This is a genomic window from Streptococcus suis, from assembly GCF_002964575.1.
GTDB classification, from domain to species: Bacteria; Bacillota; Bacilli; order Lactobacillales; family Streptococcaceae; genus Streptococcus; species Streptococcus suis_R.
In genome coordinates, this window is sequence record NZ_POQQ01000040.1 from 51,208 (window position 1) to 68,654 (window position 17,447).

General features: G+C 40.9%; 15 protein-coding genes and 1 pseudogene. 1 reads left to right on the forward strand and 15 read right to left on the reverse strand.

The window, feature by feature from the left end:
* Positions 1 to 29: 29 nt before the first annotated feature.
* The 8 genes and pseudogenes from C1E58_RS03680 to C1E58_RS03715 all read right to left on the reverse strand — a co-directional run bounded on the left by C1E58_RS03680 (position 30) and on the right by C1E58_RS03715 (position 5,921).
* The gene (locus C1E58_RS03680) at positions 30 to 533 is read right to left on the reverse strand and encodes a hypothetical protein (RefSeq protein WP_105209385.1); all 504 of its coding nucleotides are present in this window, start codon (positions 531 to 533) and stop codon (positions 30 to 32) included.
* Positions 523 to 1,395, reverse strand: coding sequence for a hypothetical protein (locus tag C1E58_RS03685; RefSeq protein WP_105209386.1), 873 nt, complete (start codon positions 1,393 to 1,395; stop codon positions 523 to 525). Before C1E58_RS03685 ends, C1E58_RS03680 begins: the two co-directional genes overlap by 11 nt.
* Complete coding sequence (gene dcm / locus C1E58_RS03690; RefSeq protein ID WP_105209387.1) at positions 1,388 to 3,487, reverse strand: DNA (cytosine-5-)-methyltransferase; 2,100 nt, start codon at positions 3,485 to 3,487, stop codon at positions 1,388 to 1,390. Before dcm ends, C1E58_RS03685 begins: the two co-directional genes overlap by 8 nt.
* 38 nt (positions 3,488 to 3,525) lie before the next feature.
* Entirely contained in the window at positions 3,526 to 3,831 is a 306-nt protein-coding gene (locus C1E58_RS03695; protein WP_193441734.1) for a hypothetical protein, read from the reverse strand.
* Between the two features lie 198 nt (positions 3,832 to 4,029).
* A pseudogene (locus C1E58_RS03700) lies at positions 4,030 to 4,347 on the reverse strand (DUF3885 domain-containing protein); the annotation flags it as partial.
* 188 nt (positions 4,348 to 4,535) lie between these two features.
* Complete coding sequence (locus tag C1E58_RS12590; protein WP_221622108.1) at positions 4,536 to 4,628, reverse strand: putative holin-like toxin; 93 nt, start codon at positions 4,626 to 4,628, stop codon at positions 4,536 to 4,538.
* A gap of 345 nt (positions 4,629 to 4,973) precedes the next feature.
* Positions 4,974 to 5,066, reverse strand: a complete 93-nt coding sequence (locus C1E58_RS12595; protein ID WP_105209388.1) for a putative holin-like toxin — start codon at positions 5,064 to 5,066, stop codon at positions 4,974 to 4,976.
* A gap of 270 nt (positions 5,067 to 5,336) precedes the next feature.
* Positions 5,337 to 5,921, reverse strand: coding sequence for a DUF3885 domain-containing protein (locus C1E58_RS03715; protein WP_105209389.1), 585 nt, complete (start codon positions 5,919 to 5,921; stop codon positions 5,337 to 5,339).
* Between the two features lie 113 nt (positions 5,922 to 6,034).
* On the opposite strand from C1E58_RS03715, the gene C1E58_RS03720 reads away from it, so the two are divergent.
* Complete coding sequence (locus tag C1E58_RS03720) at positions 6,035 to 6,940, forward strand: CPBP family intramembrane glutamic endopeptidase (RefSeq protein ID WP_105209390.1); 906 nt, start codon at positions 6,035 to 6,037, stop codon at positions 6,938 to 6,940.
* Here the strand turns inward: C1E58_RS03720 and C1E58_RS03725 are convergent.
* The 7 genes from C1E58_RS03725 to C1E58_RS03755 all read right to left on the reverse strand — a co-directional run bounded on the left by C1E58_RS03725 (position 6,930) and on the right by C1E58_RS03755 (position 17,416).
* Positions 6,930 to 7,769 carry a DUF975 family protein gene (locus C1E58_RS03725; protein WP_161951262.1) on the reverse strand — a complete coding sequence of 280 codons (840 nt, stop codon included), beginning with the start codon at positions 7,767 to 7,769 and terminating at the stop codon, positions 6,930 to 6,932. The two genes, C1E58_RS03720 and C1E58_RS03725, sit on opposite strands and share 11 nt — an antisense overlap.
* Positions 7,770 to 7,825: 56 nt before the next feature.
* The gene (locus C1E58_RS03730) at positions 7,826 to 8,719 is read right to left on the reverse strand and encodes a DUF975 family protein (RefSeq protein ID WP_105209392.1); all 894 of its coding nucleotides are present in this window, start codon (positions 8,717 to 8,719) and stop codon (positions 7,826 to 7,828) included.
* A gap of 216 nt (positions 8,720 to 8,935) precedes the next feature.
* Positions 8,936 to 9,202: a DUF2087 domain-containing protein gene (locus tag C1E58_RS03735; protein WP_105209393.1), complete on the reverse strand. Its 267-nt coding sequence runs from the start codon at positions 9,200 to 9,202 to the stop codon at positions 8,936 to 8,938.
* 54 nt (positions 9,203 to 9,256) lie between these two features.
* Complete coding sequence (gene pheT / locus C1E58_RS03740) at positions 9,257 to 11,656, reverse strand: phenylalanine--tRNA ligase subunit beta (protein ID WP_105209394.1); 2,400 nt, start codon at positions 11,654 to 11,656, stop codon at positions 9,257 to 9,259.
* A 593-nt stretch (positions 11,657 to 12,249) separates the two neighbouring features.
* Positions 12,250 to 13,293 (reverse strand): phenylalanine--tRNA ligase subunit alpha, encoded by a 1,044-nt coding sequence (pheS, locus tag C1E58_RS03745; protein WP_002939760.1) that lies wholly within the window; start codon positions 13,291 to 13,293, stop codon positions 12,250 to 12,252.
* 597 nt (positions 13,294 to 13,890) lie between these two features.
* On the reverse strand, positions 13,891 to 15,615 hold the full coding sequence (locus C1E58_RS03750) for a glycoside hydrolase family 3 protein (RefSeq protein WP_105209395.1): 1,725 nt from the start codon (positions 15,613 to 15,615) through the stop codon (positions 13,891 to 13,893).
* 10 nt (positions 15,616 to 15,625) lie between these two features.
* On the reverse strand, positions 15,626 to 17,416 hold the full coding sequence (locus C1E58_RS03755; RefSeq protein ID WP_105209396.1) for a glycoside hydrolase family 3 protein: 1,791 nt from the start codon (positions 17,414 to 17,416) through the stop codon (positions 15,626 to 15,628).
* Positions 17,417 to 17,447 lie beyond the last annotated feature (31 nt).

Consider the following 17,447-nt stretch of genomic DNA (forward strand, 5'->3'; position numbering starts at 1 on the left):
CAAGCAATCCCTTTTTAAACCACAAAACTCTATATTTTAGGTATGATAGAATGATTATCTACTCCATCCTTCGAAATATCCCATCTGGCTACATTAATTTTTTTTATTCGTTTTCCACTCCCATAATCAAGCAAATCTTCTCTTTTTAAATTGATTAAAACTTTTTGTAGGCTCCCTAACCCATCAGATGATAATAAATATGCTTCTTCGGGATTACAAAGTTTACAATATATCAATAATTGTCCTAAATTTGGAAGAGTTAACGCTGTCTTTTTCGCTTCAACAAAATAGATTTCAGCTCTATCTTTCCATCTTACAATCCCCAAAACATCAATTTCAATTTTCAATCCAACAACTTGTGGAAAATATTGTATTACATCATATTTATTTAAAATTGAATCTAAATATACGGAGTGACAATCTAATACAAATATTTCACACCTCTTGTTTTTAAACTTTTCCCTAAGGTATGTATCTAACCATTTGACCATACCTGGGTATAACTCAAATTCACTTCTTACCTTATTCGCCATATCCTAACTCTTTTGCTAATTGAGTCCATGAATCAAAATGCTTTCCTCTTATTTTTTCGGGTAAACTATCATCATTTTCCATTGGGTGAATCGGCTTGCTTCTTAACCTAACAGCTTTCTCCCAATAGAATTGATGGGTTTTATTTTCATCTAAATAATCAAGTAATTCTTCTGCATATCGTTCTAATGCCCTTTGCTTGTGAACAACATTAAATCCTATAGGTAGAAACTCATTTGCCCATATTTTAACCTGGTGTTCCTTTTTCCAATATTTCGTTTTTCCTTGCTTATATTTTTTTAAATTAGAATCTCTGAAGTTAGGATGACCAAAATCTATTGTTTGAACGGGTATATCTAATGTTTTCAACATATTAGCTATATCTATAACAAATTGCCAGTTACCTGGAATCTCAATGTACACTCTATGACATCCATCTTGACCAAAAGCCAGATTACTTTTCCTAATGTAGCCAGTCACGTCCGCTACCCCTCTGAGCAATTCCTTCTTCTCATCAATAGTCATATTAAATAATTCATCATTCATTACCATAGTTGAATGGTGAACACCATTTCCAATAAATCTGAGAATCTCTCTCATAGTATAATCTTCATTAGACTTTGTAAAAGACACCCTTGTTACATTCTTTGTTTGTGAAATAGGCAGTGAATGTCCTAACAGCGGCTCAATAATACTTCTAATATCAGCTAAACTACTTTTTACATATACTGAAACTTCTAACCCTTCATCATCTCGTAAATTTTTATGGGGTATCTCTATCGTAACTGTGGTGTAATTGGTATCCCTTTGTACTTCTCCATTTCCTAATATCATACCTACTAAATAAGCCATTTGATTATTCATTTTCAATTACCTCACCCTCATTATTGACAAAATTTTCATAAATCTGATCAGCAATAGCCTTCGCCATAAGCGGTGGCACTGCATTACCAATTTGTGTTCTAATATCAACCTTACTACCATAGAAAATAAATCTATCATCAAACGACTGAATTCGTGCGGCCTCTCTCGGTGTAATAGAACGATGTAAAAATGGATGATTGTTTGTACCATTTGATGCTGCATCAAATCTTGTATCTATAGTAGGGGATGGCTCATCCCACTTCAATCTACCCCACGTTGATTTATATTTTTGTTTTCCTAAAAGTTTTTTTGGAAGATATTCCTTACCTTTTTCTGGTGGAATCATGCTAAGTTTATGAATTGCAATTTCAGAATGATTGGAGGCTTTATGGTTATATAGTTTCACACTATCTTTCCTCATAAGCTTTTGATATTCTGTTCTTGCTTCTGTGATATAACTCTGTTCAAAATCACCCTCATTTGAATTCAAATACGCTAAATCTTCAATAGCATCTCGAACTGTTGTTAAGCTTTTGACTGTTGGCTCTGGTAACGAAATTGCATTTTTTTTACTACATAAGAAAATGACCCTCTCTCTATTTTGTGGAACACCGTAATCACTTGCTCTAAGTATGCCTACACTAACTTCATAACCTAGTTTCTTTATCTCATTTATAATTTGTTCTTTAAACCAACCGTTTGATGTCGACATCAAATTTTTTACATTTTCTATTACAAAAACTAATGGTTGCAACACCTTAACTAAATGAAGAAATTCTATAAATAAAAAATTCCTAGGGTCCTCTAACCCTAACTTCTTACCTTTTAACGAGAACCCTTGACATGGTGGTCCACCAATAATCATATTTACTTTATTTTTTTTCGAAAGATCTATTATTTTTTTCTTTATCTCTTTGTCCTTTATATCTCCTATAATCAATTCTGAGCCTGGGATATTTTTTCTGAACGTCTGTGCGACCTTTTCGTTAACATCTAATGCAACTTTTGTTACAAAATGAGGATTTTTATGCATTCCATACGACATACCTCCTGCACCACAAAATAAATCAAGTATTCTAAATTCCATTTCTTTATCACTCTCTCGTCTTTTTATCAATATTCGCTTAAACATTTCTTTACCATTTATTTTTGGTTTAAAAAGATCATACTCATTATCAGAACCATGATTTGCCTCTCCAACAATTTCAAATATTTCATCATTATGATATTTCAAATATGTAAGTGGCACACCCATTATTCCATAATAATCCATTGGTATTTCTGAAACTCTGTAAACGTGAATTGCATCAAAATTATCATACTTCGGATAATTACCTTCTATGAATTTGTGAGTCAAAACAAGCTTCTTTTTGCTATTAGTGGGAACCTCTAAATTTGTAAGCCACATTGCATTTCCTAAACTTCTCCATTTTTGACCAAATTCGTCCACCCAAAACCTTGTTTTTCTTGGTTCAGTACTATCTGGAACCCTAAATGACATATCTCCAAAATGGTAGCCTACACGAGCTTCATTCTTCTTTATATAAGGAAAAATTTCTTTGTATGTTATTGCATTTTGGTTGCTAATCAAGAGATATTTCTTATGATACTTAGTTAGCAATGAGAATAATTCTGAAAATTTAGAAAAAGGTGGATTTGTCACTACAATATCAGAATCGATTAAATACTTTATAGATTCTGGGCTTCTAAAATCTCCGTCACCAGTTAGTTTTCGAAGCTTTCTATCATTTACGAACATGTCAAAGAGCTTGTTTTCATCTAAACAATCAATGATAGCAGGTGACATTTCGTCAATCTCCAGAATAAGCCCCCTGCCATCTTCACTTGAATGAATCTCCGAGTTTGCATATGAAATACATACCAGTTTTTTTAAGTTAAATCGATTGAAATTTTTCAGAAAATATTTTGCAAAAGCGGAATCATATGGGTTGTCACAATTACAAAGTACTTTTTTCCCAATGAATTGAGATTCATAATGTTGTACTTCACTTTCTACGGTTTTATAATCTGTATACCATTCATCTGTATTATTCCCACTGTATTTTGCTTTATTTAATATTGAGTTTCCCACTATTAAAACCTCTTACTATCCTTTTCTGCCTATTCATATTACGTATTTTCAACCTCACACACTTTATAATTTATGAAATATCTCATTCTAAGTTGTGATTTTTTATCCTTAATTCCTTCTTCAATCTCAGCAACACCTGCCACAACCGACTTATCAGTAGGAACCGTCTTGTAATACAATTTGTTCTTGATTTCACCACTTTGTTCTTTACGGATACGGGTGATAGTCGCTTTTGGAATATCATAAAAAGACAAGAATTCATAGATAAAAGAAGCTTGGTCAAAGCCGTCTTCCAATAACTGCTGAATCTTGTCTTCGATTGTAATAATATCAAACTTTGCCATAAGATCTCCTAGCTTTTCCTAACACATTTGTATTAGTACAAAAGGAGCGTTTGATGAAAAAATAACCCACGTTATTATACTAAACACACCATTCAGATTCCTAATCTTATTTTGTGATAGGACTGTTGTTGTTAGGGTTTGACTGAAAGTCAAACCCATGGTATACGTAGTATATCATGGGCATTTTTATATTAGTTTTTAAAAATCCATCCTCCTCACCATCTCCTCCATATCATAGTCAAAAAGCAGGTCATGGCAGTCTGTAAAAAGCTGGCGACGCTTGTCATCATCCACCACCGCGATATCCACTCCCCTATCGTCATAGCAATGATACAGAACCTTTTCCTGACTAGATAGAAAGATAAGAGAAGCAGAAAGGTAGTTAAAGCCACCATGGTCGGCCTTGATAATCTCCTTCAACAGAGCTTCCAAATCTTGGTCAGCGACCGGAAAAAGATAGCGTTCATAGACCAGCACTTCTCCCGTCCAATCTTCCGTTTCTATTAAATTAGGTTCTGTCCAGCCTTTTTTGATGATTTATATAAAAAATTGTCAAACGATTTTACTTTGTGGTATAATAAGGGTGAAAAAGGGATTGAGCGCCAACTCAATCCCAGTAGAACCGTTTTAAAGACGGGACGAATGAAGATTACAGTCAACCTGCTAGTTCACTCGGTCAAAGTTTCGTAGCGGTTGGCTGTCTTTTATTTTTTACGATTGTTAAAAATAAATGTCAGTAGCACGATTAGTAACGTGCCAAACTGAAACATCAGCCCGAGGGCCTCTGCTACAGACATTGCGGCAAACCTTTCTAGTTCGGTACTGCATAGGCACCACCTCCCAAAACAAATTTCCGCCCCGCTTTTGGAACTTTTCTACTGTTCTATTATACCATATTTTCCTCAGATTTTGCCTACATTTTAATGTTTTCTAAAACTTCATATAGCATTTGTCAAACGATTTTAGTTTGTGGTATAATGGTTTTGAAAAAGGGATTGAGCGCCAACTCAATCCCAGTATCGTTTCCTTCCGTTTTTCGAGAAACGACCTCAAACAGTCTCCCAGACCGTTTGAGCATTTTAAAACGGTGGTTCGTGTTATGCTAATTTAGAAATAGCCGTCACTCCCCAAAGTTTTGACGGCTATTTCTTTTTGTCATCATCTTTGAAGATTGTATAGCGCAAACTTATCAAGGCGATTGTGAAACCACTAAAACTCAATAAAGTTTGTACCACTTCAAACGCTGTAAAAGATTGTTACCCCCTTTCCGTCAGATTTTGATGAGTTGCACATAGGCATCACCATCCTCTCACTTAGAAAGTAACCACCGTCTTTCTCCTACATCCATTCCTGGATACAGGAGCACTTTTATACCATACTAGCATACCATATTTTCCACAGATCTTACTGTGGATTTTTTTGAACCTGTATTCACTTGTGAAGTGCTTTTATATAAGAGATTATACATCACCACCAAATATGGTCTTCTAGCCCCTCCATCCCATTTATAAATGGCACTCCACAAGAATATCTTTATGGTCCCTACTAAGCTTCAAACGCTTGTCATCATCAGGGATAGCAATATCCACTCCCCTATCATCATAGCAATGATAAATGACCTTTTCCTTGCTAGATAGGAAGAAAACAGAAGCAGAAAGATAGTGAAAACCACCATGGTCGGCTCGGATAATCTCCCACAAGAGAGCTTTCAAATCCTGGTCAGTGACAGGGAAAAGATAGCGCTCAAAGACTAGCACATCCCCCGTCCAGTCCTCCATCTCTATCAGCTCAGGCTCCGGACATTTGTCAAAGTTGTATTTCGATGTAAAATGCCAGAGGTAAGTGTTGATATCCCTTTCTTCTTCTTGAAGAAGGGAGAGAACCACATAGTCGTATTCTGAAGCTACCTGCTCCATCAGTTCAACTGCACGCGCATAAGCTCGGTCCAGATAAACTTTTCTAGGGAGGGTTTCAGCCTCCTCTGCAGGACCAATTTCAAATCTCAAAGCAAGTGGTGTAGCATAGAAAAACGGACATACCAATTGGTGTTGTCCAAATTGAAAATCTGATAACCAATTCTTTAAATTCATGGATGTTCTCCTACTATACTTTTGTATCATTTTACCATACTGATTAAGAGAATGTCTAGCTTTCCATAGGAAAATATGATAAACTAAAAGCAAGCATACCCAAGGAGGTTCTTATGAAAACAGAATTTATCAGTGAAAAAGCAACATCACGCTTTAACCTCAATTTTATCCTATCGCCTATCGTGGGCATTATCTTGATGATTCTAGCGGAAATTATCGGCTATATAGTCATAATGACCTTATTTTTCAACTACATCTATGACCCATTTGTATCACTAAGTTTGGAATTATTTTCCTTTGCCTTTATCAGCCTCGCTGTTATCCTCTGGGCAAGATTTGTTGAAAAAAGTCCTTGGCTTGGGCTTGGGATGACAAAAAAAGGAGCCCTAAAAGACTTCCTACACGGTTGGGGATTGGGTGCAGCCATGTTAACAGCCTGTGTTTTGCTCATGTGGGCCTTTGGTGTCGTGCAGTTTACTAGCTTCCATGTTTCGCCCGCCTTTCTGGGAGAATTTCTCATTCTGGTCTTGGCCTGGTCCGTTCAGGGAACGACCGAAGAATTACTCACTCGGGGCTGGATGTTTTCTTCCCTAGCTACCAAGCACAATATCCCTGTCGGTATCCTTATTTCTTCCCTCTTCTTCACCTTTCTCCACTTGGGAAATAATGCTATCTCCCTCATTCCTATCCTAGACCTGACCCTCTTTGCCATTCTGGCCTGTCTGGTCATGTTGAAAACAGGCAATCTCTGGGTGATTGGTGGTATCCATGCCGCATGGAATTGTTTCCAAGGAAATGTCTTCGCCTTTCCAGTGAGCGGTAACCAGGCTGGTCAAGCCTTTATCGCAGTAGAAACCTCTGGACCAGACTGGTTGTCAGGTGGCGCTTTCGGTGTGGAAGGATCCGTTATCAGCCTCATCGTCCAAGGTCTTGTCATCGCCTGGTTGGTTTACGACCTCTACTTTAAAAATAAAAATACAGCTCAACAAAATGAAGAAAGACTGTCGGCTATTCACTAGCTGACAGTCTTTCTTTTAAATCCTGATAAAAAATAGCTCTGCTGATTTGATAATAAGGTCTGACATAGAATGATAGAACATTGAGGGTCAGGCATTCACTGATAAACCAGACAAAAAATGCCAAGTCCAAACAGAAAGCTTTCCAATAAGCTCCCTTCATCAATAGCTGGCTTTCTTGAAAAACAGCTCTAGGCTGATGGTAGCGGTCCTCTGCTAGTTGGTCATATAAAACAAATACGGTCTGGGAGAAGCGATAATGGATAAAGAAATAGATTAGACTTCCAAGGACCAGAAGAATGAAGCCTGTCTGTAAGAATTGGCTTGGATGATAAAGTGCCAGCTCTGCCATTGCCCCAGGCGATAAAATCATCAAACTATGTAAAACTAAGCCGGCGATGAGATGGCCAATACCCAGGACCAGCGGTAGCCCCGCTATAAAATCAATCGAGTAATGGAAAATTAGGGTGATTAAGACTGGTTTTGTCCACTCCTTTCTGGGAAGGAACAGACTGCCCTTTACATTAAGCTTATCTACTTTTCCTTTGAGAAAGTCCATTAGCTGAAAGCTTGCTAGACCAAGGAGAATGTGTATGATAGCATTCAATATCGAGCTAGTGACCAGGGCCAGAGAGAGATGGGCTACCAAGCGTTCTACAACCAGACTGCTATCCTGCCTAAGCAGAAGAAAGCCTCTTAGAGCAGCAAGTAAGCCCCCTACAAGATGACAAATAGACAATACCACTACAGGCGAAAAGGCGACCGTCATGCCCTGGGTTTCCTCACGGATTAGGGTAGCTTCTGCCATCTTCTCCTTCATCCACATAATCATCCCTCCTCTCAACTCTCTACTTGTTAACTCAACCATTCGCTCTACTAAAGAAAAAGCTAAACTACCGACGATGACATAAACCGATTGCTTTCTGAGAAAAGACTTTTAAAGACAAGAGGATTTTTTGCCTTCAAGTCCTCATAAAACAAGACCCTACAGGTCCAATAATATGGATAAACATGGAAAGCTAGCAATCCCAAAGTCATGAAAATACCGATAAACCAGCCCAGGAAAGACAGGTCTAGCAAAAACAAACGCCATCTATTTCCTTTCATCAATTGCCAACTCTGTCTGAATAAGACCAAAGGTGAGGAATAGGTCCTAATTTCCACATGGTCGTAGAGTAGAAATTCGACCAGACTAAAACTATAGCCAATAAAACTGGTCACTAAGCCACCTATGATGAGCAAGGCTAGCCCTAATTGCATACTACTAGAATGAAACAAAGCACCGATGTCTGGTAGTAGTCCAAAATAGATAGCTCCTAAAGCTCCCTCATCTAACAGCGCCCAGGTAATCAAACTGGTTCCAATCAAAATCGGTAGACTGCACACAAAGAGCAAGGCTCTTCGAATGACAACTGTTAAAACCAGCGGGAAGATATTCTTCTCATCCAGTCGGTTAAAACAATCCATGAAAGTCAGACGGCAACCTTCTTTTCGAACAACTCGTATGAGCTGAAAACAAGCGGTGATTATCAAACATTCTATAGCCAGATTAAAAAATATGCTTGGTGGAGATAGGTGGATTTGAAAGCTACGAACACTTCCAAATTCCTCAATCGTTTTGTTAAAAATAGGGATACCAGCCCAGCCATAAGCAAGCTTCAAGTAAGATGTAACCAGAGTAGAGAGAAAAGAAATCAAAATAGGGGGCATAAACAAGAAAATCATCCCATCTGTTGTACTTCTAATATCTCTTGCTTTCGCACGAATATCACTATTTAGCATAGATTACCCCTTTCGTTTAGCCTTCGGTTCTAAGACCAGCAAGAGCAAATCTGCTTGATAGGTTATCTAGTATGAAAAACCAGTCTTTAATTGTATATATTATACTATTTTGCACAAGAAATTTCCAGTTATTCTATAAAAAAATGGCAAAAAATCCCAGTCTGAAAACTAGGATTTGATAAAATCAGATTACCAGCCTTTCTCTACTCGATGACATCAGTTCTGTTCTTCTATTCTGTATTCCAAACCATACTGGTCACGCGATAAGTAGCCATAATCTACCAAGTAACATCTTAAAATAGCATAGTCATCATAAATCTCAGCTAGAAAGGCATTGACATCTTTTTCTGTAAATGTCGAGCCCTTCTTAGCCAATTCCTCCTGCAAGTAGGCAAACAAGACCTGCTTACTTTTTAATTTCTTCGGAATGACAAGCAACTTTCCATCTCGGAAAAATTTTTCTTGAATATCTTGAGTGTTCATACTTCCCTCCAAAAAATCCTAGCCCGCTGACTAGGATTTCACAAGATTTACATGTTAACGAATTTCAGCACCAAGCGCTTCGAGCGACTTACTAATTTTCTCCATATACTTAGCCACTTCCTCATCTGTCAGGCTGTCCGCAGGATTTTGGAAGGTCAGGTTATAAGCCATAGACTTCTTACCAGCCTCAATATTGCTACCCGCATAGACGTCAAAGAGGGTCACCTTGGTCAAGCGTTTCACGCCCGCAGCCGCAATGGCATCCAGGACATCCTGGTGTTTGACATCACTGCTCAAGAGCAGGGCAATATCACGGCTAACCGCTGGGAATTTAGAGATTTCGGTAAATGGCTGAGCAGGCTGGAGAGCTTCTTCAATCGCATCCAGATTGATTTCAGCCACGTAAGTTTCAGGAATACTGTAGTCCTTAGCCGTTTGAGGATGTACCTGACCGACAAAGCCGATCACAGCCCCATTCAAATGGATTTCAGCTGTACGACCAGGGTGCAGGGCTGCAATTTCACTAGTCGCCACAAAGTCAACGGCCAACTTGTAATGAGCAAAGATAGCTTCCAAGATACCTTTGGCATGGAAGAAATCAACTGGTACAGCTGGTGTCTGGAAGTCTTTCTCAGCTACCAAACCTGTCAAAACAAGGGCAAATTTATTGATTTCTTGTGGCAGGTCCTCTTTTGGATTGCCAGACTGTTCAAAGATTTTACCGATTTCGTAGAGGGCCAAGTTCTTGTTCTTACGAGCCACGTTGTAAGCCACTGTTTCCAGCATACCAGACACCATATTCTGACGAAGGGCAGAGCGGTCAACGGTCATCGGCCACATGAGTTCGGTGACTGTGGTTGGACGAGCCGCAAACTCCACTGCCTTTTCAGGTGTTGTTAGGGCATAAGAAATAATTTCTGTCAGTCCTGCACCTTCTGCCAGGCTACGCACTTGACGACGGATGTTCTGGGTCAGGGTCAACTCACCTGCTGTTCCGTCCTCTTTTGGAAGAGTGGTCGGCAGATTATTATAGCCATAGATACGTGCGATTTCCTCTACCAAGTCTGCTGGGATGCGAATGTCCCAACGACGACGCGGTACTGCTACTGTAAACTGACTTGCATCGCCAGTTGTTTCCATACCTAAACGACGGAAAATGTCTGCGATTTGAGCATAGTCCAGATTGGTCCCGAGCGAGCGGTTAACGTAATCAATCGTCGCTGTGACTGGGACATCCGAAGTGTCAACGCTACCCGCAGAAACAATACCAGACAAGACCTGACCGCCAGCCAGTTCCGCAATCATAGCAGCCGCTGTGTCCATAGCCTCCGTCAAAGTCGCCACGTTGATGCCTTTTTCAAAGCGAGAAGAGGATTCAGAACGAAGGTTGAGGCGACCTGAGGTCTTGCGGATAGACTTGCCGTCAAAGAGAGCCGCTTCCAGCACAACCGTCTTGGAGTTGTTGTCAATCTCTGTGTTGGCACCACCCATGACACCACCGAGGGCAACCGCCTTGTCCCCAACGGAAATGACAATGTCATCAGCAATCAAGTCACGCTCTTCGCCGTCAAGCGTTACCAAGTTTTCACCCTCTTTTGCCTGACGAGCCACGATTTTCTTGCCGTCAAACTTGTCAAAGTCAAAGGCGTGCATTGGCTGACCGAAATAGAGCAAGATGTAGTTGGTGATGTCCACCACGTTGTTGAGCGGGCGGATACCTGCGTTCATGAGCAGATTTTGCAACCACTGTGGGCTCGGTGCGATGGTCACATTTTCAATGACACGAGCTGTGTAGGCAACCACCTTGTCTGACTCAATGGCCACTTCAATCACATCGCTGGCCTTCTTGTCGCTTTCCTCCAAGGTCACAGGCTTGAAGTTGACCTTGCTGTCATAGATAGCGGCCACTTCGTGAGCCACGCCACGCATAGAAAGTGCATCCGCACGGTTTGGCGTGATAGACAGCTCGATAATCTCGTCGTCGAGGTCCAGATATGAAAAGATTGGCTCACCCACGACTGCATCTTCAGGCAGGTGGTAGATTCCATCCGCATATACTTTTGGCACCACAGAGTCGGACACACCGATTTCGCTCAATGAGCAGAGCATACCCAAAGACTCAACGCCGCGAATTTTGCCTTTCTTGATCTTGTAGTTTCCAGCGATACGAGCTCCTGGCAGAGCGACGATCACCTTGATGCCAGGCTTGACATTCGGAGCACCGCAAACGATTTGCGTGATTTCCTCACCCACATTGACCTGACAGATATTGAGGTGGGTATCTGGAATGGACTCAGCAGACACAACCTGACCGACAACCAACTTAGAAAGGCCAGCACTCTTTTGCTCAACCCCTTCTACTTCAATTCCTGTTGTTGACATTTTTTCAGACAAGTCATGACTTGTCGCATCAAAGTCAACCAGTTCTTTTAACCATTTGTAACTTACTAACATAACTTTTCTTTCTTTATTTTTTTAGAAAACACTACTTTTTCAACTGTAAACCTAGTGAGAGGAGTAGGTAGACCGCTATAACAGCTACCGCTTCTCTCAATCTATTAACTTTATCGGATTACGACGCTCTAAGGTTGAAAACGATATTTTTTCAACTCTAAACCTAGTGAGACGATTAGGCAGTTCGCCATAGCGACTGTCGTCTCATAAATAGGTGCTTTAGCACCATTTATGAGTATCGGAGTCCGACGGTATTTCAAGTAAAACGATATTTTTTGCTTGAAAGCCTAGTAAGGTAGCTAGGAAAATCGCTTAATGGCGATTTCCTTCTACTCACTCCTGCGGAGTTACGACGTTCTAAGGTTGAAAACGACACTTTTTTCAACCTTAGAACTAGTGAGGGGAGTAGGTAGACCGCTATAGCAGCTACCGTTTCTCTCAAACAACAATCTACTAACTTTATCGGATTACGACGGATTTCAAGCAAAACAATATTTTTTGCTTGAAATCCTAGTAAGGTAGCTAGGGAAGTCGCAGAATAGCGTTTCCCGTCTACTTAAGAGCTGACTTTGTCAGCCTTAAGTAGTGCTACGTTAAAATTGCTCCGAGAATCGTACATCGCCTTGATAGAAACCACGAATGTCGTTGATACCGTAGCGAAGCATGGCAATGCGTTCTTGACCAAGACCGAAGGCAAATCCAGAGTACTTGGTTGAGTCAATGCCACTCATTTCCAATACTTGTGGGTGGACCATGCCGGCACCGAGGATTTCAATCCAGCCTGTTTTCTTACATACGTTACAGCCGTCACCACCACACTTGAAGCAAGAAACATCCACCTCAACAGAAGGCTCTGTGAACGGGAAGTAAGACGGACGCAGGCGAATTTGACGCTCTTCACCAAACATTTTCTTGATAATCATTTCAAGCGTACCTTTGAGGTCACCCATTGATACATTTTCACCGACAACCAAGCCTTCAATCTGGTGGAACTGGTGGCTGTGGGTCGCATCATCCGTATCACGACGGAAAACACGTCCAGGCGAAATCATCTTCAAGGCACCTTTTGAGAAATCATGCTGGTCCATTGTACGCGCCTGAACAGGTGACGTATGCGTCCGCATAAGGATTTCTTCTGTAATGTAGAAGGTATCCTGCATATCACGTGCTGGGTGGTCTTTTGGCAAATTCATACGTTCAAAGTTGTAGTAGTCTTTTTCTACTTCAAATCCGTCAACGATTTGGAATCCCATACCCAAGAAAATATCTTCGATTTCCTCAGAAGTTTGGGTCAAGACATGACGTTTTCCGACCTTGACCTGACGACCTGGCAAGGTCACATCAATAGTTTCGGATGCTAATTGTTGTTGAATTTTCGCTGCCGCAACCTTCTGAGCTGTCTCTTCAAAGGCAGCCGTCAGCACATCACGCACTTCATTGACCTGTTTACCAACGATTGGTTTCATGTCGTTAGATAGGTCTTTCAAGCCTTTCAACAAGTCGGTCAAGGACCCTTTTTTACCCAAAACCGCAACACGCAGGTCTTGTAGTTCTTTTTCGCCTTGGTGCTGGATTTCTTTTAACTTTTCTAGTGTCGTTTGGCTTAATTCAGCCAACTGTTGTTCAATGTTTGACATAATTCCTCCAATAAAAAAACGCATGACACCACTCGTATCGGAGCGTTGTCACGCGGTACCATCCGTTTTCATCTGCTAGGCAGACCTTAGTTCTATGAACCTGTATTCACAAGTAAAGTGCTTGCACATAAGAGATAGTTTTTCGCTAATCAAGGCAGTTTTTTGAGGGAATACTGACTGTATTTTGAAAAAAACTAACGATGAGTAGCTGAAAAAACTAGCCTTAGATGGAAGTGCTGAACTGTGAATACAGGTTCTAAGTCCTTGTGTGAGTGAATTCGACCAACTTTCACTGATTGAGCTTGCAGTCACGGCTCAACTCCCTGGACAGTTTCCATAGGTGTACTAGTCTCACAGACTTCTATTCAATTAAGAACATTCTATCAAAAATAAGAAAGTTTGGCAAGAAATCTTCCCATAAAAACTCCCTCTATCTAGGATAGAAAGGAGTTTACATTTAAAACATATACTCACAAGCGAAGTACTTTAAATAAGAACTAGTTTTTCGCTCATCAAGGCTGTTTTTTGAAGGAATTCTGGCTGTATTTTACCAAAAACTATCCTTAGATGGAAGTGCTGAACTGTTGATACAGGTTCTTATAGTTTTGCCTGCCATTTATTGGTCCAAACATTTTCATTTGGCACACCATAGAAGTCATCTTTTCCTTCTAATTTATCAAGAAGGGATTCAATCGTGTTTTTATTATGATGGTAGGCATTGATAGCAGTTTTGACCATGGTAACATCGTGAAGGTGAGTTGTATAGTTTAGTGAAACGAAAATGGTTGGAACTTCATGTACATACCAAGGAACTTCATTGGACATGGCCGTTTTCCACTGGATACGGTAATTATTCTGCGCTCCATATCCAATGACATTGGCAACAGTCAAGGCTAAATCAACTTCTTCTCGGTATTGCAACGTTTTTCCTTTGATCCGAGTCGTACCATCATTGACGGTCACTTCATAACCACGCGCTTCCAAGGCAGCTTTAAGGTTATCAACCACTTCTGTACTTGCCGCCATAATCCCTTCTTTTTCACCTTCCAGGTAATACAAACGGATTCTGCGATGGGTTTCTGGACTGATTGGAAGATTTTTCTGTGTATCTTTCAACAGCGTAATTGCTTTATCTGCTGCTTCACGTTGCCAAGTCAAGTGTTCTTCACAGCCGATAATAGCCAATTCATCAGCTGATTTTAGCAAGGTTCCTTCCGCTTGCTTGATATGCAGATTGAGTTTGGCTTTCAGACCTAAAATGCGACGGAGAGCATCATGAAGGCGTTCTTCAGTAATCACTCCCTTGCGGTAGCCATTGAGCATAAATTCAAAATCTTCTTCTAAGTTATTGAAGAATAAGAACATATCGCAACCCGCAGCAATAGCTGCAGGGACATAGTCTTCACGACGCATCGCTGCTGTCATCCCCAACATGTGGCTGGCATCTGTTATGACCAAGCCATTGAATTCCAGTTTTTCTTTCAATAAATCTTGAATCAATTCGGGAGCCAGCGTTGCAGGCAAAATATCTTTATCTTTCAAACTTGGATTCAATGTTTGTTGGTAGTATGGCAAGGCTATATGCCCCGCCATAATCATCTCAACACCAGCTTCAATATGATGACGATAGACACGACCAAAACTCTTGTCCCATTCTTCTGGAGAGAGCTCATTGACACCGAGGACTAGGTGCTGATCACGTTCTTCTGTACCATCTCCTGGGAAATGCTTGATACATTGAATCACATCTCTTTCAGCAGTCAATCCTTCTAAATAGGCACTGGTATAGGCAATAACATCATCAGCATTTGTACCGTAGGCTCTGGTATTGACGATAGTATTGCGCCAATTCTGAACAATGTCCACGCAAGGGTCAAAGTTGACATTTACACCTAATGCAGTCTCCTCGCGCGCAGATACGAGACCTGCTAAGTAGGGAATACGAGGATCCCGACTGGCTTCAGATTGAGCGCCTGAGGAAATATAGGTTCCTCCTTTCACAGCTCCATCTCCACCTGAGTCGCAGTTCGCTGCAACCAAGAGAGGTACTTTTGAATAGCTTTGCAACTCGTTAATCAGTCCTTGTACCTGTTCTGGACTGCCATTCATATAACGGGCACCACCTATGTGGTATCGATTCATCAATTCCTGATTACTCAGATTATTTCCGCTAAAAGCATCTCCTCCGAAGAAGAATAGATTAACAAACAATTGACCGATTTTTTCTTCATCAGTCAGATGAGCCAAGGTATTTTCCACCCAAGCAATCTGCTCTTCATCCAAACAATAGGGTTTCTTCCGCAAATCAACCAATCTAGGCATTTTTTCCTCCTTATTTTCCTCGCCAAATACGTGTATCTACCAAACCACAATAGGCATCTACAGGCGATACTCCTGTAAAGGCTGACTCTCCTGCTAATTTGGTAACCAAGGCTTCTAAAGTGACAGGCAAGCCATCATAGGCATTGATATAGGTTGCAACCTGTGGCATATCTGCAAGTGCAAATGGGTGCTGAACAGAGACAACAATGGTTGGAATTTCGTGAACATAGAAAGGCTGGTCTGGTGTTCCCTTGGCAGCTGGCCAAATAATCCGCTGAGTTGTCCCTCCTGAGTTGACATCGACTAAATTGATAATCAAATCATAGTTATCTGTGATTTCGGCAATAGGACGCTTGGAAGCATAGACATTTGCAATCGCTGCTGGTCTTTCTTCTTCTGGTAATTTAGCAATCCGTGCTTCTGTATTTTCCCAGATAGATACTTGGTGACCTCGAGCTTCTAATAATTCTTTCAACGTATCGGCTGCTCTCTTCTTGCCAGCATTGATCATGGCGCCAAAACCACCCTTATAGCCATCTACTTCTACCAACAAAATACGTTTGTAGCGTTCTGGATTGACAGGGAAAATTCCTTCTTGTTTGGCTTTTACCAAGGTAATCGCCTTATCAGCTACTTCTTTGGCAAGCTGTTTCGCCTCATCTCTACCAATCAAAGCTAGCGCTTCTTCTTTTGGTAACATGATTTCCTGACGGCGACCTTCAAACTGGTGAAGACCCAGCTTAGCTTTCAAGCCCAAGGTACGACGAAGAGCATCATGGAGGCGTTCCTCAGAAAGCAGACCATTTCCCAACCCTTCTTTCATCCATTGCAAATCTTCTTCTGGATCATTGAAGAAAAGGAACAGATCACATCCTGCCTCAATAGCTGTAGGCAATAGCTCTCGACGCGGCATAGATGCTGTCATACCGATCATGTGACTGGCATCCGTGACGATGGCTCCATTGTAACCTAACTCTCCACGAAGCAATTCATCCAAGAGGGTTTTATTCAGCGAAGCTGGCAACATGTCATCCAATTCACGTTCTGGATGCATTTCTTTCTCAACATTTGGCAAATGAATGTGTCCCGCCATAATACCTGGAAGACCTGCGTCAGCCATCTCACCGTAAATCCGTCCAAATGTTTCCATCCATTCAGACTTGGTCATGGGATTCGAAGCAAAAGAGAGATGATGGTCACGTTCATCAATGCCATCGCCTGGAAAATGCTTAGCAAACGGCACAATGCCGTGTTCCATAATGCCACGCATGTATTCTTTGGATAATTCAATGACTTGGTCTACATTAGCTCCCCAAGTTCGGTTTGCAATGATTGGATTGCGCCAATTACGGCTTAGGTCCATAATCGGTGCAAAGGAGGCGTTGCAGCCTACCGCAGCTGCTTCAAGTCCTGCAACTTTCCCCATTTCATAAGCATAGCGGGGATCGGCTGTCGCAGCAATCTTGATTTCATCCCCAATTTTCGTTCCATCCGTAACAGCACCATTCCCACCAGATTCGGTATTTGCTGCAATCAAAAGAGGAATTTTAGACTTGGTCTGCAAAATATAGTTTTGCACCCAAATATCTGCTGCTGGTCCAGGATTATAGCGAACAGCAGCAATCTTATAATCATTTAGGACTCCTGTTAGATATTCTTCTGTTCGCTGGCTACCCATGTTGACAAAAAGATGACCGATTTTTTCATCCAAGGTCATCTGAGCAATGGTTTCTTCAATCCAAGAAATAGCCTCTTCGTCAAGGTTGTAAGGTTTCTTCCGTAAATCTACTAAATGTGTCATATTTGCCTCCAAAAAAGCTAGAGGGCATAGC